Source organism: Nonomuraea sp. NPDC004354 (assembly GCF_053602555.1).
In genome coordinates, this window is the sequence record NZ_JBSGDV010000017.1 from 24,130 (window position 1) to 43,270 (window position 19,141).

At 69.3% G+C, this 19,141-nt stretch carries 18 protein-coding genes; 8 read left to right on the top strand and 10 right to left on the bottom strand.

What is annotated here, in order from left to right; all coding sequences use genetic code 11:
- Positions 1 to 25 precede the first annotated feature (25 nt).
- The 3 genes from ACWENQ_RS34610 (at position 26) to ACWENQ_RS34620 (ending at position 3,226) form a co-directional block, all read left to right on the top strand.
- Positions 26 to 910 (top strand): carbohydrate ABC transporter permease, encoded by an 885-nt coding sequence (locus tag ACWENQ_RS34610; RefSeq protein WP_354913880.1) that lies wholly within the window; start codon positions 26 to 28, stop codon positions 908 to 910.
- Positions 910 to 1,755 (top strand): carbohydrate ABC transporter permease, encoded by an 846-nt coding sequence (locus tag ACWENQ_RS34615; protein WP_354913882.1) that lies wholly within the window; start codon positions 910 to 912, stop codon positions 1,753 to 1,755. The genes ACWENQ_RS34610 and ACWENQ_RS34615 overlap by 1 nt, the downstream gene beginning before the upstream one ends.
- A gap of 325 nt (positions 1,756 to 2,080) precedes the next feature.
- Complete coding sequence (locus tag ACWENQ_RS34620; RefSeq protein ID WP_449914248.1) at positions 2,081 to 3,226, top strand: acetyl-CoA C-acetyltransferase; 1,146 nt, start codon at positions 2,081 to 2,083, stop codon at positions 3,224 to 3,226.
- A 172-nt stretch (positions 3,227 to 3,398) separates the two neighbouring features.
- Here the strand turns inward: ACWENQ_RS34620 and ACWENQ_RS34625 are convergent, their stop codons facing one another.
- A complete protein-coding gene (locus ACWENQ_RS34625; RefSeq protein WP_452417965.1) occupies positions 3,399 to 3,536 on the bottom strand; it encodes a hypothetical protein in 138 nt (45 codons plus the stop codon).
- Positions 3,537 to 3,786: 250 nt separating this feature from the next.
- On the opposite strand from ACWENQ_RS34625, the gene ACWENQ_RS34630 reads away from it, so the two are divergent.
- Positions 3,787 to 4,722, top strand: a complete 936-nt coding sequence (locus tag ACWENQ_RS34630) for an ADP-ribosylglycohydrolase family protein (RefSeq protein WP_452417967.1) — start codon at positions 3,787 to 3,789, stop codon at positions 4,720 to 4,722.
- 146 nt (positions 4,723 to 4,868) lie between these two features.
- Here ACWENQ_RS34630 and ACWENQ_RS34635 read toward each other — a convergent pair whose 3' ends face one another.
- From ACWENQ_RS34635 to ACWENQ_RS34650, 4 genes are all read right to left on the bottom strand, one after another.
- Positions 4,869 to 5,615 carry a class F sortase gene (locus tag ACWENQ_RS34635; protein ID WP_452417969.1) on the bottom strand — a complete coding sequence of 249 codons (747 nt, stop codon included), beginning with the start codon at positions 5,613 to 5,615 and terminating at the stop codon, positions 4,869 to 4,871.
- 5 nt (positions 5,616 to 5,620) lie between these two features.
- Positions 5,621 to 7,000 carry a hypothetical protein gene (locus ACWENQ_RS34640; RefSeq protein ID WP_452417971.1) on the bottom strand — a complete coding sequence of 460 codons (1,380 nt, stop codon included), beginning with the start codon at positions 6,998 to 7,000 and terminating at the stop codon, positions 5,621 to 5,623.
- Positions 7,001 to 7,147: 147 nt separating this feature from the next.
- Positions 7,148 to 7,915 carry a class F sortase gene (locus ACWENQ_RS34645; protein WP_354913893.1) on the bottom strand — a complete coding sequence of 256 codons (768 nt, stop codon included), beginning with the start codon at positions 7,913 to 7,915 and terminating at the stop codon, positions 7,148 to 7,150.
- Positions 7,916 to 7,928: 13 nt separating this feature from the next.
- The gene (locus ACWENQ_RS34650) at positions 7,929 to 9,350 is read right to left on the bottom strand and encodes a hypothetical protein (RefSeq protein WP_452417973.1); all 1,422 of its coding nucleotides are present in this window, start codon (positions 9,348 to 9,350) and stop codon (positions 7,929 to 7,931) included.
- Positions 9,351 to 9,688: 338 nt separating this feature from the next.
- Between ACWENQ_RS34650 and ACWENQ_RS34655 the strand changes: the two genes are divergently transcribed.
- From ACWENQ_RS34655 to ACWENQ_RS34665, 3 genes are all read left to right on the top strand, one after another.
- Positions 9,689 to 11,116 (top strand): ATP-binding protein, encoded by a 1,428-nt coding sequence (locus ACWENQ_RS34655; RefSeq protein ID WP_452417974.1) that lies wholly within the window; start codon positions 9,689 to 9,691, stop codon positions 11,114 to 11,116.
- A gap of 103 nt (positions 11,117 to 11,219) precedes the next feature.
- Positions 11,220 to 12,365 (top strand): acyl-CoA dehydrogenase family protein, encoded by a 1,146-nt coding sequence (locus ACWENQ_RS34660; protein ID WP_452417976.1) that lies wholly within the window; start codon positions 11,220 to 11,222, stop codon positions 12,363 to 12,365.
- A 15-nt stretch (positions 12,366 to 12,380) separates the two neighbouring features.
- Positions 12,381 to 12,542: a hypothetical protein gene (locus ACWENQ_RS34665; RefSeq protein ID WP_354913900.1), complete on the top strand. Its 162-nt coding sequence runs from the start codon at positions 12,381 to 12,383 to the stop codon at positions 12,540 to 12,542.
- Here ACWENQ_RS34665 and ACWENQ_RS34670 read toward each other — a convergent pair.
- From ACWENQ_RS34670 to ACWENQ_RS34680, 3 genes are all read right to left on the bottom strand, one after another.
- Positions 12,505 to 13,305: an alpha/beta fold hydrolase gene (locus ACWENQ_RS34670; RefSeq protein WP_452417978.1), complete on the bottom strand. Its 801-nt coding sequence runs from the start codon at positions 13,303 to 13,305 to the stop codon at positions 12,505 to 12,507. The genes ACWENQ_RS34665 and ACWENQ_RS34670 overlap by 38 nt on opposite strands.
- Before the next feature lie 16 nt (positions 13,306 to 13,321).
- The gene (locus ACWENQ_RS34675) at positions 13,322 to 15,550 is read right to left on the bottom strand and encodes a SpoIIE family protein phosphatase (RefSeq protein WP_449914267.1); all 2,229 of its coding nucleotides are present in this window, start codon (positions 15,548 to 15,550) and stop codon (positions 13,322 to 13,324) included.
- Between the two features lie 120 nt (positions 15,551 to 15,670).
- A complete protein-coding gene (locus ACWENQ_RS34680) occupies positions 15,671 to 16,375 on the bottom strand; it encodes a metal-dependent transcriptional regulator (RefSeq protein WP_354913906.1) in 705 nt (234 codons plus the stop codon).
- A gap of 77 nt (positions 16,376 to 16,452) precedes the next feature.
- On the opposite strand from ACWENQ_RS34680, the gene ACWENQ_RS34685 reads away from it, so the two are divergent.
- Entirely contained in the window at positions 16,453 to 17,082 is a 630-nt protein-coding gene (locus tag ACWENQ_RS34685; protein WP_449914269.1) for a UdgX family uracil-DNA binding protein, read from the top strand.
- Here the strand turns inward: ACWENQ_RS34685 and ACWENQ_RS34690 are convergent.
- Positions 17,045 to 18,286, bottom strand: coding sequence for an MFS transporter (locus ACWENQ_RS34690; protein WP_452417979.1), 1,242 nt, complete (start codon positions 18,284 to 18,286; stop codon positions 17,045 to 17,047). The two genes, ACWENQ_RS34685 and ACWENQ_RS34690, sit on opposite strands and share 38 nt — an antisense overlap.
- 10 nt (positions 18,287 to 18,296) lie before the next feature.
- The gene (gene pdxH, locus ACWENQ_RS34695; RefSeq protein ID WP_354913912.1) at positions 18,297 to 18,938 is read right to left on the bottom strand and encodes a pyridoxamine 5'-phosphate oxidase; all 642 of its coding nucleotides are present in this window, start codon (positions 18,936 to 18,938) and stop codon (positions 18,297 to 18,299) included.
- Positions 18,939 to 19,141 lie beyond the last annotated feature (203 nt).

The following is a 19,141-nucleotide window of genomic DNA, read 5'->3' on the forward strand; positions in this document are numbered from 1 at the left end:
GCCGTACCCGTATGGAAGGTTCTTCATGAAAAGGTTGCGCGTCCTGGAGCCCCTGGCATGGGTCGGGCCCGCGGTGGTGCTGATCGCGGTGGTCGTCCTGTGGCCGGTCATCGAGATGGTGCGGACGTCGTTCCTGGAGGTCAGCCGGTTCGGCGTGGTCCGCGGCTGGAACGGCACCGAGAACTACGACAAGCTCTTCGCCGAAACCGACTTCTGGCCGGTGATGTTCCGCAGCCTCGTCTGGGTGGTCGCGGTCGTCGGGTTCACCGTGCTGATCTCGCTGGCGCTGGCTCAGCTGTTCAACCAGAGGTTCCCCGGACGCAAGATCGCCCGGTGGGCGCTCATCGCCCCGTGGGCCGCCTCCGTGCTCATGACGTCGATCATCTTCAAGTGGATGCTCGACCCCGAGGTCGGGATCATCAACCTGATCCGGCGTGACCTCGGGCTGATCCCCGCGATGGGCGGCGCCGACGCCGACCAGCTCGGCCAGGCCGCCACCGCGTTCCCCTGGCTGATCTTCGTGGCGGTGTTCGTGTCGGTGCCGTTCACCACCTACGCGCTGCTGGCCGGCCTGGCCACGATCCCCTCGGACGTCTACGAGGCGGCCAGGATGGACGGCGCCTCCACGTTCAGGACGTACTGGTCGATCACGCTGCCGCTGCTGCGACCGGCCCTCACCGTCGCCGCGCTGATCAACGTGATGAACGTCTTCAACAGCTTCCCGATCATCTGGTCGATGACCCACGGCCAGCCGGGCTACTCCACCGCGACCTCGACGATCTTCATGTTCATCCTCAAGGGCTCGAACATCGGCGAGTCGGCGGCGATGTCGGTGGTGAACTTCGGCATGGTGATCATCCTCACCGCCATCTTCCTCAAGATCTCCAAGTGGAAGCAGGAGGTGGCGTGATGGCCCACTCCCGTGCCGTCACCGGCGGTCCGATGCCGTCGCTCAAGAAGGTGCTGGTCGCCGCCGCGGCCTACCTGATCGCCTTCGTCTTCCTGTTCCCCTACCTGGTCATGCTGCTCACCGCGCTGCGCCCGCAGGCCAGCCTGCGCGAGGCGGCCTACCTCCCGTCGTCGTTCGAGTGGTCCAACCTGCTGAACTTCTGGACCGGCGGCCTGGCCGACAACCTGCTCGTGACGCTGAAGGTGGCGGGGGGCTCGACCCTGCTCGTGCTCCTGGTGGCGCTGCCGGCGGCGTACTACTCGGCCCGGCACAACTTCAGGGGGCGCACGGCGTTCCTGATCCTGGTGCTCATCACCCAGATGTTCCAGCCGACCGCGATGCTCGTCGGCATCTACCGGGAGTTCTTCCAGTTCGGCCTGGTCGACTCGACATGGTCGCTGATCCTGGTCAACGGCGGGTTCAACCTGGCCTTCGCGGTGTGGATCCTCAACGCCTACTTCGCCTCGATCCCGAGGGAACTGGAGGAGGCGGCGTTCATGGACGGCAACGGGCGCTTCGGCGCGCTGTTCAGGATCACGCTGCCGCTGGCGATGCCGGGCGTCATCACCGCGCTGATCTTCACGTTCATCGCCGCGTGGAACGAGTTCGTGGTCGCGCTGACGCTGACGACCAGCCCGGAGAAGCAGCCGCTGACCGTGGCGCTGAACTCCTTCATCGGGCAGTACTCGGTGGACTGGCAGAACCTGTTCGCCGGCTCGGTGATCGCCACCATCCCGGTGATCATCCTGTTCGCGCTGATCGAGCGGAAGGTGGTCGGCGGCCTCACCGCCGGCTCCATCAAGTAGACCCCCTCCCCGCGCCGCCGCCCGCGATCCCTCCGCGCGGGCGGCGGCGCACCCCTTTTCCGAGCTCGGCCTTCGCCCTATTCCGCCTGCCCGGGGCCCTCCCGCCGGTCTGAGGCGCCACCCGGGGGGCCGGCGAGCACGATGTGACGGCGGGGTGCGAAGTCCCGCTGGAGTGCCGTGAAGGACGGGCGGTCAGCGGTGACCACGGTGGCCGTGAGCCCGCCCTGCCGTACGGCGGGGACCCGGGCCGGGACAGGCACAGAGCAAGGTTCTGTTGTAACCTCTCACTGACCGAATGTTGCTCGGTTTGGATCCGGGAGGCACTGTGGCAGAGGCGTACATCGTCGGGGCGGTCCGCACCCCCGTCGGTAAGAAGAAGGGCGGCCTTTCCACCGTCCACCCCACCAACCTGGCGGCGATCACGCTGAAGGAACTCGTCGGCAGGACGGGCGTGGACCCCGCGGCGGTCGAGGACGTCATCATGGGCTGCGTCATGCAGTTCGGCCCGCAGAGCATGGACATCGCGCGCAACGCCTGGCTGAGCGCCGGACTGCCGGAGACGACGGCGGGCGTCACCATCGACCGCCAGTGCGGCTCGTCGCAGCAGTCGATCCACTTCGCCGCCCAGGGCGTGCTGTCCGGCACCCAGGACCTGGTGGTGGCCGCGGGCGTCGAGTCGATGAGCATCGTCCCCATGGGCTCGTCGATCACCGCCGCCCTCGAGAAGGGCATGCCGTTCCCGTTCGGGGACATGTGGGTCGAGCGGTACGGCAAGCAGGAGATCTCCCAGTTCCGCGGCGCGGAGCTGATGTGCGAGAAGTGGGGGCTCACCCGCGAGGACCTGGAGAAGTACGCCTTCGAGTCGCACCAGCGGGCCGCCAAGGCCATCGCGAACGGCTACTTCAAGGACCAGATCGTCCCCGTCAACGGCGTCGAGGACGACGAGGGCCCGCGCGCCGACACCACGCTGGAGAAGATGGCCGGCCTCAAGACGCTGAAGGAGGGCGGCGCCATCACCGCCGCCACCGCCTCGCAGATCTCCGACGGCTCGGGCGCCGTGCTCATCGCCTCCGAGCAGGCCGTGCGCGACCACGGACTGACCCCGAGGGCCCGCATCCACCAGCTCGCCCTCCTCGGCGACGACCCCGTCTACATGCTCACCGCGCCCATCCCCGCGACGCGGAAGGCGCTGCGGAAGGCGGGCTTGTCGATCGACGACATCGACGTCACCGAGATCAACGAGGCGTTCGCGCCCGTGCCGCTGGCGTGGATGCACGAGCTCGGCGCCGACCCCGCCAAGGTCAACCCGAACGGCGGCGCCATCGCCCTAGGCCACCCGCTGGGCGGCACCGGCGCGATCCTGATGACCAAGCTGCTGCACGAGCTCGAGCGCACCGGCGGCCGGTACGGCCTGCAGACGATGTGCGAGGGCGGCGGCCAGGCCAACGTCACGATCATCGAGCGCCTCTGACGGACCCGCCGGGCCGGTCGGCGGGAGACTGGCGGGCTTCCCGCATCACACGACCGGCCCGGCGACACACTCCCGCCTCCGGAGAGGTGCAGCCCTCCCGCCTCCGGAAAGATTCGCCTCCGGAGAGAGGTGCGCCGCCCCCGAGGAAACCGGGGAGCGGCGCACTGCCCACCTACCGCCCCTTGGGCGGGATGCGGCGCGGCGGCGCGATGGGCCGCTGCGGCATCTTGGGCATCTGGCGAGGAACCTGCGGCATCTCCCTGCCGGGCAGAGCGGTGCCGTGCTTCTTGTGGCCTGAACGAACTCGCATGAGTGTGCTCCTTTACGCGACTTGCGACGCGGCCGCATCACGGGTGAAGGCCGGTCTGGCAAGCTCAGCTGCCGCGTCTGAACGGACGAGGTCTGACGGCTGAGTGGCGGTCGGCTGATCAGGTCAGCCCCGCGCGTCACAGGTAAAGGCGCATGTCCATGACAGTAGGCGGTGCCCCCTCTGCCCCGCAACGCATTTATCGGCGGTAGAGGCGGTAGAAATGAGCGGGATGTCGGCGGAGAGGACAGGCATGGACCGGATAGGGCGAGCGGTCGGCGCGGTCGTCGGATCAGCCGTCGGCGACGCGCTGGGGGCACCGTACGAGTTCGGACCGGCGGGCGCGTTCTCCGCCGCGTTCCCCGGTGGCGGCGGCAACATGCGGCCCGGCGGCGGCTGGGAGGCAGGCGAGGCGACCGACGACACACAGATGGCCGTCCACGTCGCCGAGTCGCTCCTCGACCGCGGCACGCTCGATCTGGCCGACGTCTTCGACCGGTTCCGGTGCTGGGCGGCGGCCGAGCCCAAGGACATCGGACTCCAGACCGAGGCGGTCCTGGGTGCCGGCCTGCCGTGGGACCAGGCCGCGGCGGCCCACTTCCGCTCGACGGGACGCGCGGCGGGCAACGGCTCGCTGATGCGGGCCACCCCGTCCGCCGTCCACTTCGCCCGGCACGGCCGCGCCGCCACCATGGACGCCGCCCGGCGCATCTCCGCCCTCACGCACGGCGACCCCGCCGCGGGAGAGGGCACAGCGATCTTCCACGACCTCATCAGGATCGCCCTGGACAGCGGCGACCCCCTCGCCGCGCTGCCGGAGATCCTGGCCCACGTCGAGCCCGGCCAACGCGAACGCTACGCGACCGTCCTCGCCCCCGGCTGGCACCCGGATCAAGCCACCGAGGTGAACGGCGCCGTCTGGCCATGCCTCGGCTCGGCGGTGTGGGCGGTGCGCACCACCTCGTCGTACGAGGCGGCGCTGCGCGCGGCCGTCGACGTCGGCGGCGACACCGACACCGTGGCCGCCGTCACCGGCGGGCTGGCGGGCGCCGTCCACGGGATCGACGCGATCCCCGCGCGCTGGCTCGAACCGCTGCACGTGCCGCTGCCCGGCGCCACCCCCGCCCGCGTGCTGCGCGCCGACGACCTGCGCGTCCTCGCCGAACGCCTCGACGCGTCCCCCGCCTAGGCACGATGAAACGGCGGGGCCGCCGTCTTGAGCACGACGGAACGGCCAGGCCACCGCCTAGGCACGATGGAACGGCCGGGCCGTTGTCCAAGGCGCGACGGAACGGCCGGGCCGCCGCCTGGAGCTCGGCGGCGCGGCCGGGCCGTCTAGGAGCGGTGCGAGCTGGTCATCGTCGCGTAGACGATGATGTTGTCCGTGTAGTGCCCGGTCGTCCGGTTGTAGACGCCGCCACACGTGATCAGGTGCAGCTGGGCGTTGGCCTGGTCCCCGTACACGCGCTGCGTCGGGAAGGTCGCCTTCCCCGCCTGCTCGACCCCGCCCACGGTGAACACGGCCGTCGTGCCGTCGCGCCGCTTCACCTCGATGACGTCGCCGTTGCGGATCTCACCGAGCCTGCTGAACACCGCACTCCTGGTGCGCGTGTCCTTGTGCCCGAGCATGACCGCCGGGCCCGACTCCCCCGCCGTGGACCCGTGCCGGTACCAGCCCACCAGGTTCGGGTTGTCGATCGGCGGCGTCTGGATCGCGCCCTTGCGGTCAAGGCCGACCGACATGACCGGCGCGTTGATGCCGAGCCGCTTGATGACCACCCTGATCGGGTTCGACGGCTGCATCGGCGGCGCGGGCGTGATCGGCGGCAACGGTGGCGGCACCGTCGGCGGGGCCTCGAACAGCGCCTGCTGCGGCTGGCCCGACGCGATCGCGTCCGGCTGGCTCGACAGCGACAGCGACTGCCGCCCCTCCGCCAGGCCGTACTCCTCGGGGCTCATCAGCATGAACACCAGCCCGACGACCACGGTCAGCACCCCGGCCACCGCGGCGAAGATCAGCGTCGACCGCAGGATCTGGCTGCCGCGATCGTCGTAGGGCGGTTCGGGGTACTGTCCGCTCACCGAGGTCAACCCCGAGGCGCGGTACGGCGGCGCAGCATCAGCCCGCCCACCGCGGCGGCCAGCACGATCAGCGAACCGGTCAGCACGAACATCCGGCCGTCAGGACCCAGCTCGCCACCACCACCGGTCTCGGCGGCGCCCTTCGGCGTCTTGTTCACCTTGCCGTTGCCGCCGACGGGGGTCTGGGTGACGGTCGCGGTGACGGTACGGGTCGGCTTGGCGCTGGCCGAGGGAGAGGGGGACGGCGAAGGCGACGGTGACGGCGAAGGCGACGTCCCGGTCCCGGTCCCGACGGTGAGCGTGTAGGTCTTCAGGTTGGCCGCGTTCTGGACCTCGCACCTGATGGCGGGATCGGTGCCGCTGGCGGCGTTCGAGCCGAAGTTGACGTTGCCCGGCTTGACCGTCGCCGTACCGGTGTTCGCCGACGTGCTCTTCATGCTGACGGGAGTAGTGGTGGCGGGCAGGGGAATGATCTGGCCCGCCGTGATCGTCCCTGTCATGCCTTCACCCGTCGCCGACGTCAGGTTGGTGATGCCCGTGAGCGTCGCGTAGGGGAAGATCTTCGCGGCGATGGTGCCCGTGGCCGGCGCCTTCAGTTCCTGGCCGGAGACGTAGGTGCCCTTCCAGCCGATCGCGAACTGCTCGTTCGCCTTCGCGTTGGTCGGCATGGTCAGTTCGACCTTGATCTGCACGTTCTGGATGTCGGTCGTGGCGGGGCCGGTGCACTTGTAGGTGACGATGTCCTGCGTGCCGGTGCCACCGCCCGTGCCGCCGACCGTGGTCGTCAGGCTCGCGGGGGTCGCCGTTCCCGCCGTGCAGCTGCTCTCCGACGCCGTCCCGCCGGTGGCAGGTGTCACCTCGAGGTAGAGGCTGGCCAGGCCCGTCACCGGCTTGACGACGACGGAGGTGGAGCCCGCGGTGATCGTGCCGTTGGCCGTCTTCATGGGGATCGGGACGTTCGACTGGGCGGGCACCTGGGTGGTGAGCGTGTACTCCTGGTCCCACGTCAGGTCGCCCGTGCCCGTGCCACCGGCGTTGGCACCGGTCACGTCGAGGTCCGCCTCCACTGTGATCTTGGACTGGGCGGCGAGCGCGTCCTTCGGCTTGGCGGTGACGAACTCCCACTTGATCGGGACCGTCGTCGTGCCGGTGGCCACGTTGTCCGGCACCGTGATCTTGACCTGCACCGTGCCGGTGCCCTCGAAGGGCCCGCTCACGCAGTTGAACGGGATGGTCATCGTGGTGTCGGCGGCCGCTGTCGAGGTGGACGCCTCGGCCGGGGACGACAGGCCGAGGACCGATCCGGCGAAGAGAGCCAGCGTTCCCGCGAGCCCCAGGGCAGAGGTCTTCAGGGCGTGGCGACGCCGCGCCAAGGACTTCAGCACTGTCTCTCTCCGTTCCAAACAGCGGGGACCATGTTGACAACTGGCGTAACAGGATTCCAGTCCATGGTCACGATTCGGTAGAGATCCTACGAACTGTCCCTGTGAATCGTCTGCAAACTCCAAAAATCACGACAAATTTCCGCGCCGTTAACCCTTCTTCTTCGACAGGGCGGCGTAGACGACGACGTTGTCCTCGTAGTGGCCGTTCGCGCCGACCAGCCCGCCGCAGGTGATCAGCCGCAGCTGCGCGTTGTCCACGTTCCCGTACACCCGCTTTGTCGGGAACGCCGATTTCTTCACCTGCTCGATCCCGCTGACCGTGAACCGGGTGACCTTCCCGTCGGTGCGGTAGACGTAGATCTGGTCGCCCTTGGCCAGTTCCTTCAACCGCCTGAACACCGCCGCGCCGTTCTTGGTCGTGGCGTGCCCGTTGATGATCGCCGGGCCCTTCTCGCCCGGCACGGGGCTGAAGCGGTACCAGCCGGTGAGGTTCGGCTTGGACAGCGGCGGCGCCTGCAGCTCGCCCTTGGCGTCGACGGTCACGCTGCCGACGAGCGCGTTGACCTTGATCTTGGGGATCCTGATGCGCAGCGGCTTGGCCTTCGCGTTGGGCTTGATGGGCGCCGCGACGGCACCGGCGGGGGCCGGCGGCGGCGCGCTCAGCACGGCGGGCGCCAGCGGCTTGTTCGGCCCGCCCGGCCCGACCGCCGGCAGGACGAACGAGTTCGCCACGTTGTACATCGCCAGGGTCTCGGGGCTCTCCCCCTGCGCCAGGGACGGGGTGGGCCCGGAGCCGTCATCGACCGGGGTGATGAACGACAGCAGTCCCGCCATGATGGCCGCCACGCCACCCAGCGACCCCGCGATCAGCAGCCCGGGAAGGGCCTTGTTCAGCAGTGACTTCTGCTCGGTCATGATCCGCCCTCCCTCAGCGCCGGTTCCCGGCGTGCGCGGCCCGCCGCCGTCTCATTGCCAGCCCGCCTGCCGCGCTGCCGAGCAGCAGCAGCGTGCCGCCGGCCATCAGCGCGTACGGCTGCCGCGAAGGCTCGGGCGCCTCACCGGACGGCACGCCGCCGAACGGCGTCTTCTTCACCTGCGCCGCGACGTAGTTGGTCGCCGTCGGCCCGGTCGACGTCTTGACCGTGGGCGTGGCGGTGACGGTCGTGGTGCCGTGCACGCTCACGAGCCGGTCGACCGTGGTCTGGTTCCCGCTGTTGTGGTTGCCGTTGTGGTGGCGCGTAGGGGTGGTCGCCGGGGTCCCCGTGGGCGTCTGCGTGGGGCTGACGGTCGGCGAGATGGTCGGGCTGACGGTGGGGCTGACCGTCGGCGACTGGCCGGGCTTCTCCCTGACCGTCACCTCGACCGACACCGGCGAGCTCACCAGCTTGCAGGAGGCGCGGTGGAAGTCTGTGGGCACCTTGGAGGTGTTGGTCGTCACGATGAACGCGTCGAGCCACGCCTTCTTGGCGCTGCCGTTCTCGATCTTGATGGTGTGCTCGCCGTACGCCAGGTCCTGCGGCGACTCCCACAGCGTGAAACCGCCGTTGTGGACCTCGTTGACCGGGTCGTCCTCGATGTTCCGCGACGGGTCGACCTCGGCCCGCTGCGCGCCGTCCAGGAAGACCTTGACGGGACCGCCCTCACGGTCGCGCGGCCCGATGTACTTCACGCCCGTGCCGATGAACTTCAGCTCGGCCGAGGCGCCCTGGGCGGAGGTCTCGTGGTAGTCGTTGTGGATGTGGTGCTCGGAGGAGAGCCGGTCGTCGAACTCGGTCCACGGGCCGCCGTAGTTGATGGTGTGGAAGCGCGGGTTGTCGCCGTCGTTGCCGTTGTTGACGGTCGCCTCGCCGTCCGGCGGCACGAAGTCGACGACGATGTCCTTCGGCTCGATCTTGATCACGCCGGCCTTGATGATCTGCCCGGGGTCGGCGATGCCCGCCGGCAGCGCGAGCGGGTCGTCCATCCGGAGCTTGCTGGAGATCGTGGTCGCGCCCGTCGGCTGGAGCACGCCCTGCCATGCGCCGGTGATCTGCGCGTTGCCCAGCACGTTCATCTGGGCGCCCGCGGCGTAGTAGCCGGGCGATGAGAAGCGGCTGCCGTCCTTGTAGGCGATCGACCACTTGAGGTCGAGCGCGCCGTCGACCACGAGATCGGTCGCGAACGTCAGCCGGGTCCGCAGCCTGACCGGCGCGTACTTGGCGATGGTGTAGGTGTTGCCGACGCCGTAGCAGTCGTAGTCGATGACCAGGTCGGCCGGCGCGGCCGAGGCCGGCGTTGACGGTAGGACGACGCACAGCCCCGCCACCAGCCCTACCGATCCGGCTGCTAATGCGCTCCGCCAACGAGCCACCGCACACTCCGATCTCACAGAAATCCAGAGGAGATCTTAAGGTTTCAAACACCTGCGACACAGGCGAAAACGGCGACAAGCGGCACTTGTGATGAACCCGTGTCCCACGGTGCCGGACCACGGCGTCCCTCCAGGTCCGCTGATCGTTGGAGTAGGTCGCCCAGTGGTCGTGGGCACCGGGCAAGAGGGACAGCGCCGCGTGCCGTGACCCCTGCGACGACTCGCATCCGGCGATCTGTCGCAGCCTCCAGGAGCAGTCATCCAAGCGCGATAGTCACCCCCGCCGTCGAAGATAGAAGTACACTTCTAAGAAGTACACTTCTATCTTGCGAGGGGCCATGCTTCCCAAGCCGGAGCGCGTCTTCGCCCGTGACTTCGAATGGCGCCATCTCGCGGCCTTCGCCGAAAGAGCGGGAACCCGGACCCAATTGGGTGTCATCAGCGGGCGCAGGCGCCAGGGAAAGACATTTCTCCTCGAAGCTCTGGCCAGACAGGTCGGCGGCTTCTTCTTCGGAGCGACCGAGGCGACCGAAGCCGAGTCCCTGCGGCTGCTCTCGCAAGCACTGGCCGACTACACGCAGGCGGACGTCCCGGTCCGCTTCGCGGACTGGAACGAGGCCATCAGGCACCTTCTCGCCATCAGCGCGGAGAAGGCCGCGCCCATCGTGATCGACGAGTTCCCCTACCTGAGCAATGTCTCACCGGCTCTGACGTCGATCATCCAGCGTGAGATCGATCGAGCGGTTTCCAGAGAGATTCCCGCCTCACTCTTGCTGTGCGGTTCCGCGATGTCCGTCATGGGGGGATTGCTCTCAGGAAACGCCCCCCTTCGCGGCCGAGCGTCGCTCGAACTGGTCGTCCGCCCCTTCGACTATCGGCTCGCGGCACAGTACTGGCGCCTCGACGATCCGCGGCTGGCCGTGCTGGTTCACGCGGTAGTCGGCGGGACCCCCGCCTACCTCCGTTTCGTGAACGACGAGCGGCCTACGTGCCTCGATGACTTCGATGACTGGGTCCAGCGCACGGTGCTCGATCCTGGCACTCCCCTGTTCCGCGAGGCGCGCTATCTCATGGAGGAGGAGGCGAACGTGCGCGACACCGCTCTCTACCATTCGGTGCTCGCCGCCGTGGCGAACGGCAATGCCACCAGAGGCGGTATCGCGAGCTACATCGGCCGTAAAGCCACCGACATCGGGCACCCTCTCAATGTTCTGGAGGACAGCTGCCTGCTGCGCCGCGAGATCGATGCCTTCCGCCCAGGTCGATCCGTGTACCGCGTGTGCGAGCCGCTGGTCAGCTTTTACCAGGTGGTCATGCGCCCCCGATGGGCACTGTTGGAGAGCGGCAGGGCAGCGGCTGTCTGGCAGGATGCGCGGACAAGGTTCAACGGCCAGGTCGTGGGTCCACACTTCGAGGACATGTGCCGCGAGTTCGCCAGAACCGAGTCACTTTTCGGCGAGCTCCCGGGCGAGGTCGCCGCAGGGGTCATCGCCGACACGGCACGCCGAAGCCAGATCGAGGTCGACGTGGTGGTCTTCGCGGCGACCGAGCCGGGAAGGCCGCGACGCATCCTCTCTCTGGGTGAAGTGAAGTGGGGCACCCGTATGGACCAGGGTCACGCCGACCGGTTGGCGCGAGCGCGCGACCTGCTGAGCTCCAAGTACGACGTGCGGGACACCGTCCTCTCCCTGTACGGCGGAGCGGACTTCGACCAGGGCATCAGGGGAGCGCGCACCTTCGACCTGCACGAGCTTTACTCGGCCTAGCAAGCGGGCCTCCGGCGGGCACCTCGCTCGTCCGGCCCGCCGGGAGGCGCGCCGCGGAACAGAATCGTATTCTGGTGCCACACCCCACCATGGAGGCGACCACATGCAGCGAGACCTCTTCGAGGAGGAGCACCTGCTCTTCCAGGAGACCGTGCGCGAGTTCATGGCCCGCGAGGTCCTCCCCCACCATCCGCAGTGGGAGAAGGAGGGAATCGTCCCGAGAGACGTGTGGAAGAAGGCCGGCGAGGTCGGCATGTTCGGCTTCTCCGTCCCCGAGGAGTACGGCGGCGCCGGCGTCACCGACTTCCGGTACAACGCGGTCATCGTCGAGGAGATCATCCGCAGCGGCGCGTCCGGGCTCGGTTTCTCGCTGCACAACGACGTGGTGGCCCCCTACCTGGTCGACCTCACCGACGACGAGCAGAAGCAGCGCTGGCTGCCCGGCTTCGTGTCGGGCGAGCTGATCACCGCGATCGCCATGACCGAGCCCGGCGCGGGCAGCGACCTGCAGGGTGTCAGGACGACCGCGGTGCGCGACGGCGACCACTACGTCATCAACGGCCAGAAGACGTTCATCACCAACGGCATCAACGCCGACCTGGTCGTCGTGGTCGCCAAGACCGATCCGGAGCTGGGGGCGCGCGGCACCACCCTGTTCGTCGTCGAGCGCGGCACGGAGGGCTTCACCCGCGGCCGGAACCTCGACAAGATCGGCATGAAGGCGCAGGACACCGCGGAGCTGTTCTTCGAGAACGTCCGGGTCCCGGCGGCCAACCGGCTCGGCGCCACCGACGGCCAGGGCTTCGTCCAGCTCATGAACAACCTCCCCCAGGAGCGGCTGTCCATCGCGGTCGGCGCGGTGGCGGCGGCGGAGGCGGTGCTGGAGCAGACGATCGAGTACTGCAAGACCCGCCAGGCCTTCGGCAGGAGCATCGGAAGCTTCCAGAACACCCGGTTCGTCCTGGCCGAGCTGGCCACCGAGACCGAGATCGCCCGCCACTACGTCGACAAGTGCGTCACCGCGCTCAACGCCGGGCGGCTGTCGGTGGTCGACGCGGCGAAGGCGAAGTGGTGGACCACGGAGCTGCAGAACAAGGTGATCGACCGCTGCCTGCAGCTGCACGGCGGCTACGGCTACATGATGGAGTACCCGGTCGCCAAGGCGTGGGTGGACAGCAGGGTGCAGACCATCTACGGCGGCACCACCGAGATCATGAAGGAGATCATCGGCCGTTCCTTCGGGTTCTGACCCATACTGGAGGACATGGAAGGTCTGATCCTCCTGGTTTTCCTGGCGTTGCTGTTCGCCTGGGCCCTCAACCGGGTACGGCGCGCGCTGCGCCTGAACCCGGTCGGCTACGTCGGCGTGGTCGTGGTGTTCGTGATCGTCATGCTGGCCATCTGGGGGCAGACCCTTCGAGGATGACCCTGGCGACCAGCTCGGGGTCGTCGCTCATCGGCAGGTGCCCGCAGCCCTGCAGCAGCTTGACCCGCTGCCCCGACCATTTGGCCGCCCGTACGGCCTGCCGTCGGGGCAGCAGCCGGTCGTGGGCGCCCCAGGCGATCGTGATGGGCGATTTCGGCGGCGCGGGCGGCATCACGTCGGTGAACGCCTCCAGCGTCGGGTGGAAGCCCGGCGCGGCGGCCAGCGCCTGCGTGGCGGCGGCGAGGGCGACCGGGTCGAGCCGGGAGGGCTGGGCGACCAGGAACGAGGCGACGGCGCGTCCGGCGGCCCGGGAGGCCAGCAGGCGCGCGAGCAGCCCGTCGGAGGTGGCCCGCGCGACCGTCTCCGCCGACGCGCGCAGCGACCTGAGCACGGTCTGGCACCACACCAGCTCGCCGCGCGTCCAGAACCCCGCGGGCGAGAGCGCGGTGGCCGTGGCGACCACGCCTCGGGAAGCCAGTTCCAGCGCGATGTAGCCGCCCAGCGAGTTGCCCGCGACGTGCGGCTCGCGCACGTCCAGCAGCGCGCAGAACGACTCGACCGCGTCGGCCAGCGCCTCGGCCGTGTACGGCGTGCCGGGCGGCAGTTCGGGCGAGTCGCCGAACCCGGGCAGGTCGACGGCGATCACGTCACGGGAGGCGGCGAGCCGGTCCATGACGGGCAGCCACGCCTGCCAGTGATGGCCGATGCCGTGGACGAGGATCAGCGGCGGGCCGCTGCCGCGCCGTTCGAAGGCCAGCTCCATCCCTTGAGTGAACCACTCACCTGCTGCGTGTGGGAATCTCGAACCAGACGGCTTTGCCTTCCTTGGTGGGGCGCGATCCCCATCGCTTGGCCAGCTGGTCGACCAGGTAGAGGCCGCGGCCGCCCTCGTCGTTCTCGCCCGCGCTGCGGATGCGCGGCAGGCGCAGGTCCTGGTCGAACACCTCGACCCACACCGACTCCTCGCCCCTGCGCAGCCTCAGCGTGAAGGTCTTGTCGCCGGCCAGCTCCTCCTCGAAGCCTGGCATGTCCCAGGACTCCTCGAACGGCAGCGGCGGCCCCTCCACGACGAGCTCCCTGCGCGGGATGCTGGCGCTGGCGGCGTGCAGCACGACGTTGGTGACGACCTCGGAGACGAGCAGGCAGGCCAGCTCGGCGCGCTCCTCGGGGACGTTCCAGCCGGTGAACGCCTCGGTGGCCATCCTGCGGGCCTCACCCACCATGATCGGCTGGGCGGGGAAGTCGCGCTCCTCGACGTCGAGGTCGACGGGGCTGGCCCGCAGCACGAGGATCGCCATGTCGTCGTCGATCTCGCCGGGCACCGCGCGGGTGGCGGTGTCGGCGATGCGCTCGACGTTCTCCTTGGTGCAGGCGGCCAGCTTGTCCCTGAGGATGGCCAGCGTCTCCTCGTCGGAGGGTGTCCTGCCGCCGAAGTCGCGCCCCGGCCGCCGGTCGACGAGGCCGTCGGTGTAGAGGACGAGGGCGGCGCCCGGCGGGAGCGTACGGGTCTCTTCCTTGTAGACCAGGTCGGCGTGCATGCCCTTGGCGCGGACGCCGAGCGGCTGGCCGACCTCCTCGATGTTCATCTCCAGGCACTGGCCGTCGTGCAGCAGCAGCGGCGGCGCGTGGCCGGCGTTGGCGAACGACAGCTGCCGCGACCAGGCGTCGTAGACGAGGTACTGGCAGGTGACGATGGGCGGCACGCTGATGTCGGCGCCCGACTCGTCCTGCTCGGGGGTGGCGATGATGCGGGTCCACTCGTCGAGCCTGGCCAGGATCTCGGCGGGCGGCTTGTCGTCCTGGGCGAAGGCGCGCAGCGCGGCGCGCAGCTGGCCCATGATGGCGGCGGCCTTGGCGCCGCGCCCCTCGACGTCGCCGATCACGATGCCGACCCGGCCGGCCGACAGCGGGATCACGTCGTACCAGTCGCCGCCGACCTGGGTCTGGATGCCCTGCCCGTGGGAGGCCAGGGGCGCGGCGGGGTAGTAGCGGACGGCGATGTCGAGGCCGTCGAGGGTGGGCAGCGCCCTGGGCAGCAGGTGCTTCTGGAAGGACTCGGCGGTGTGCCGTTCCTCCTCGAACAGCAGCGCGTTGTCGACGGCGAGGGCGACCCTGGTGGCGATGGCGCCGACGAAGTCGCGGTCGAAGGCGTCGTAGTGGGGGCTGCGCCGGTCGGTGAGGTTGGACAGCCCGAGGTACATCAGCCCGAGCGTCTCGCCGCGCACGCACAGCGGGGCGACCACGGCGGAGGTCATCCCGATCTCGCCGCACAGCCGCGCGCTGCCCTCGTGGGGGCTGGGGAAGCTGGTGGAGGCGAAGTCCTCGACGAGGATCGTCTCCTGGCGGCGCATCGCCGTGTCGGCGTAGTGGCCGGCCGGGTAGCGGATCTCCGAGCCGACCGGCTTCCACGTGTCGGGCGGGGGGGTCCAGCCCTGCACGTGCTGGGAGACCCTGCGCACCAGCCGATCGCCTTCCATCAGCTCGATGAAGCAGTGGTCGGCGAACTGCGGCACGAGCATCTCGGCGACCCGCTTGAGCGTCTCCTCGACGTACAGCGAGCCGGCCAGCCGCTCCCCGATGCGCTCGAGCAGGCCGAAGCGGTCCTTCTCGCGCTCGTTGCTGCGCATGGCCTCGCGCGCGGTGATGACGATGCCGGTCACCGAGCCGGAGTCGTGCCGGAGCGGCACGGCCTGGGCCCGCACGTAGATCATCGTGCCGTCGCCGCGCTTGACGTCGAAGGTGCCCTCCCACACGCCGCCCTTGAGCACGTGCTTGGCCAGCTCGACGGCGGCCGGGTGATCCTTCTCCATGATCCCGAGCGAGAGCACCGAGCCCTCCCGCACCGAGCCCTTGCCCTGGCGGCCGAACAGCTTCTCCGCGAACGGGTTCCAGTACAGGAGATTGCTGAAGCGGTCCGTCACCACGACGGCCATCTCGGCGTGGTCGAGGACCGACGACGCCGACAAGAAGTCAGCCGCTTCCTGGGACAGATCCCCCCAACGTTTCATCCGGCGACCACTCCTCGGGGAGGCATGTGCGCAAAGCGAACCACGGGCGCTCCTGCAACAGTCGTGTCCGGGGAGTGGAGGGACTCCCATGCGGGATTCAACCAAGCAGCAGCGCCGCCGTCAGCGCTTGGAGACGAATACGTGCGCGGCGACCTCACGCGGAAGCTCCGCGGGAGTGTTCGTCGCGTCGTTATCACCTGTCACCCGCACACCGTCGTCGCTCGCCGCGAGCGTCACCTCGCGTCCGGGTTGTATCCCAACTTGCTTGAGTTTAAGCATCACAGCGGGATCGCTTTGCACTTGTTCGCTAATTCGACGTACGACAACGGGTATGTCCCTGGCCCCGGCCACGTCGGCCATGCTGGGGAAGGCCGACCAGGCGTCGGACTCGGGGCCGGTGGCGCCCAGCTCCTCCAGGCCGGGAATGGGGTTGCCATGAGGGTCGAAGGTGGGGTTGTCGAGCAGCTTCACCAGCCGTTCCTCCACCGACTCGGACATCACGTGCTCCCAGCGGCAGGCCTCGATGTGCACCTCCTCCCATGGCAACCCGATGACCTGGGTCAGCAGGCATTCGGCCAGGCGGTGCTTGCGCATGACGCGGGTGGCGAGAGTGCGGCCCAGATCGGTCATCGCCAGATGGCGGTCGCCTTCGACGCGGACCAGCCCGTCACGTTCCATGCGGGCGACGGTCTGGCTCACGGTGGGGCCACTCTGCTGGAGCCGTTCGGCGATGCGCGCACGAAGAGGAACGATCCCCTCTTCCTCGAGTTCGTAGATCGTGCGGAGATACATCTCCGTCGTGTCGATCAAGCCGTGTGCGGTCAAGGCTCCTCCCGTCCTGAATGCTACGCCGGTCATGGGGCACAGAAGCCACAGAAACCCTAGTGGGAGAACGACCAGCGATGGCAAAGGACGGCAACACTGGAGCGGCTCGGTTCCTTCCCGAGCATCGCTCCCTACCGGAGCTGCGCGAAGCCGCGGCGCACTGCCAGGGTTGCGATCTCTATCGCAACGCCACCCAGACCGTGTTCGGCGAGGGACCCACGGACGCCCGCTTCATGCTCGTCGGCGAGCAGCCCGGTGACCAGGAGGACCACAAGGGGGCGCCGTTCGTCGGGCCCGCGGGCCGCGTCCTGGACCGGGCACTGGAGGACGCGGGCATCGCCAGGGAGGAGGTCTACCTGACCAACGCCGTGAAGCACTTCTCCTTCACGCTCAGGGGCAAGCGGAGGATCCACCAGAAGCCGACCGTCGCCGAGATCGAGGCCTGCCGGCCGTGGCTCAGCTCGGAGCTCGCCCTGGTCGAGCCGGAGATGATCGTGGTGCTCGGCGCGACGGCCGCCCGCGCCCTGCTCGGCGCCGACTTCAGGGTCAGCCGGCAGCGGGGCGAGGTGCTGGAGCTGGGCGAGGCGCTGGCGGTGGCGACGATCCATCCGTCGGCCGTGCTGCGCGCGCCCGACCGCGAGGAGGCCTACAAGGGGCTCGTCTCCGACCTCACGCTGGCTCGCCGCTCCTGTCCCTGTAGTTCCTGAAGGCCGGTACGGCCAGCCCCACCGCGAGGACGGCCAGCGCGCAGGCCAGGCCGCCGCCCACCCACGCCCCGGTCATGCCGAAGGCCGTGGCGGTGGCTCCCGCGCGCAGGTCGCCGAGGCGCGGGCCGCCCGCCACGACCACCATGAACACGCCCTGCATCCGCCCGCGCATCTCGTCGGGCGCGTGGAGCTGCAGGATCGACTGGCGCCACACCGACGACACCACGTCGGCCATGCCGCCGACGGCCATGAACGTCATGACCAGCCACAGCTCATGCGCCATCCCCGCCGCGGCCACGGCGAGCCCCCACACGGCGATGACGATGACCAGCGCGACCCCCTGCCGCCTGATCCTGCCCACCCAGCCGGAGAACAGCGCGCCCACCACCGAGCCGATCGCCATGGCCGAGGTGAGCCAGCCGAGGGCGAGCTCGGAGCCGCCGAAACGATCGGCGACCAGTTCGGGGAACAGCGCTCTCGGCAGCGCGAAGACCATGGCGATGATGTCGACGACGAACGACATCAGCAGGACGGGGCTGGCCATGATGAAGCGCAGCCCCTCCCACACGGCCTCCGCCCCCGGGCGGACGACCACCTTGCTGATCGGTTCGAGCGCCGGCAGCCGCAGCGCCGCGTAGAGGCTCCCGGTGAACAGCACCGCGTCGATGGCGTAGGCGGAGGCGTAGCCGCCCGCCGCGAGCACGACGCCGCCGATCATGGGTCCGAAGACGGCGCCGATGCTGAAGACGAGGGAGTTGAGCGCGTTGGCCGCGGGCACCAGTCCGGGCTCGAGCAGCCTGGGGATGATCGCGCCTCTGGTGGAGGAGCTGATCGCGAAGCCGGCCGCGCCGAGCCCGACGGCCACCAGGAGCACGTAGACGTTGCCGAGGCCGAGAGCCGCCTGCACCACCAGCACCAGCGTGCTCAGCCAGGCGACCACACAGCCGATGACCAGCAGCTTGCGCCGGTCCATGGCGTCGGCGATGGCGCCGCCCCACAGCCCGAAGACCACCAGCGGGATCAGGTTGGCCAGCCCCAGCATGCCCACCCAGAAGGAGGACTCCGTCAGTTCCCACACCTGCTGGCTGACCGCCACCACGGTGACCGCCACACCGACGTGGGAGACGGCCTGTCCCCACCACAGTCGCCGGTAGGCGGCGACGCGAAGCGGGCGCGTGTCAACAACAAGGTCCCCGAAAGCCACTCACGGCACATTAGGGGGCAAGCCGCTCCAACTCCCAACCGGAGTGAACCCGCCGATAGCGCAGCCGGTCGTGCATGCGGTCCATCTGGCCCTGCCAGAACTCCACCTCGATCGGCACCACCCGGAAGCCGCCCCAGAAGTCGGGCACGGGCGGCTCCTCCGGCCAGCGGGCGGCGAGCTCGGCGTAACGGTCGTCGAGCTCCTCGCGCGAACGCACGACCGCCGACTGGCGCGAGGCCCACGCGCCGACGCGGGAGCCGTACGGGCGGGAGTTGAAGTAGGCGGCCGAGTCCTCGTGCGACAGGCGGACCACGCTGCCCTCGATCCGGATCTGGCGGCGGATCGGATGCCACGGGAACAGCAGCGAGGCACGCGGGTTCTCGGTCAGGTCGCGCCCCTTGCGCGACTCGTAGTTGGTGAAGAAGACGAAGCCGCGCTCGTCGTAGCCCTTGAGCAGCACGGTCCTGGCGCTCGGCCGGCCTCCTGCCGACGCGGTGGCGACCACCATCGCGTTGGGCTCGGGCAGGCCGGCCTCCAGCGCCTCCTCGAACCATCGAGTGAATTGCGCGATCGGCTCGGCCGCGACGTCAGATTCGAGCAACGGCTGTCCCTCATAGGTACGGCGGAGCCCCGCCAGCGAAGTGACATCCACGACTAGGTATTCTTGCGCGCTTGGTGGCGATCCCACGCACAACCCCCTACCAGCACCGATGGCGTTTCGGCGTGCCCGAAGACGAAGCACGCCCTGTTAGGGGGTTAAATTGACCCGCCGGTATCTCGACATCAACAGAAGCGGACGAGCCCCGGGGATGCGAACACGCGCCCGAGGCGGCCGCGACCATGAGACGGATTGCC

Excerpts from the sequence above, each read along its gene's own strand:
- ACWENQ_RS34610 (WP_354913880.1), top strand. The coding sequence starts at position 26 with ATGAAAAGGTTGCGCGTCCTGGAGCCCCTGGCATGGGTCGGGCCCGCG.
- ACWENQ_RS34615 (WP_354913882.1), top strand. The coding sequence starts at position 910 with ATGGCCCACTCCCGTGCCGTCACCGGCGGTCCGATGCCGTCGCTCAAG.
- ACWENQ_RS34625 (WP_452417965.1), bottom strand. The coding sequence starts at position 3,536 with ATGCGAGTTCGTTCAGGCCACAAGAAGCACGGCACCGCTCTGCCCGGC.
- ACWENQ_RS34630 (WP_452417967.1), top strand. The coding sequence starts at position 3,787 with ATGGACCGGATAGGGCGAGCGGTCGGCGCGGTCGTCGGATCAGCCGTC.
- ACWENQ_RS34645 (WP_354913893.1), bottom strand. The coding sequence starts at position 7,915 with ATGACCGAGCAGAAGTCACTGCTGAACAAGGCCCTTCCCGGGCTGCTG.
- ACWENQ_RS34655 (WP_452417974.1), top strand. The coding sequence starts at position 9,689 with ATGCTTCCCAAGCCGGAGCGCGTCTTCGCCCGTGACTTCGAATGGCGC.
- ACWENQ_RS34660 (WP_452417976.1), top strand. The coding sequence starts at position 11,220 with ATGCAGCGAGACCTCTTCGAGGAGGAGCACCTGCTCTTCCAGGAGACC.
- ACWENQ_RS34665 (WP_354913900.1), top strand. The coding sequence starts at position 12,381 with ATGGAAGGTCTGATCCTCCTGGTTTTCCTGGCGTTGCTGTTCGCCTGG.
- ACWENQ_RS34670 (WP_452417978.1), bottom strand. The coding sequence starts at position 13,305 with ATGGAGCTGGCCTTCGAACGGCGCGGCAGCGGCCCGCCGCTGATCCTC.
- ACWENQ_RS34675 (WP_449914267.1), bottom strand. The coding sequence starts at position 15,550 with ATGAAACGTTGGGGGGATCTGTCCCAGGAAGCGGCTGACTTCTTGTCG.
- ACWENQ_RS34685 (WP_449914269.1), top strand. The coding sequence starts at position 16,453 with ATGGCAAAGGACGGCAACACTGGAGCGGCTCGGTTCCTTCCCGAGCAT.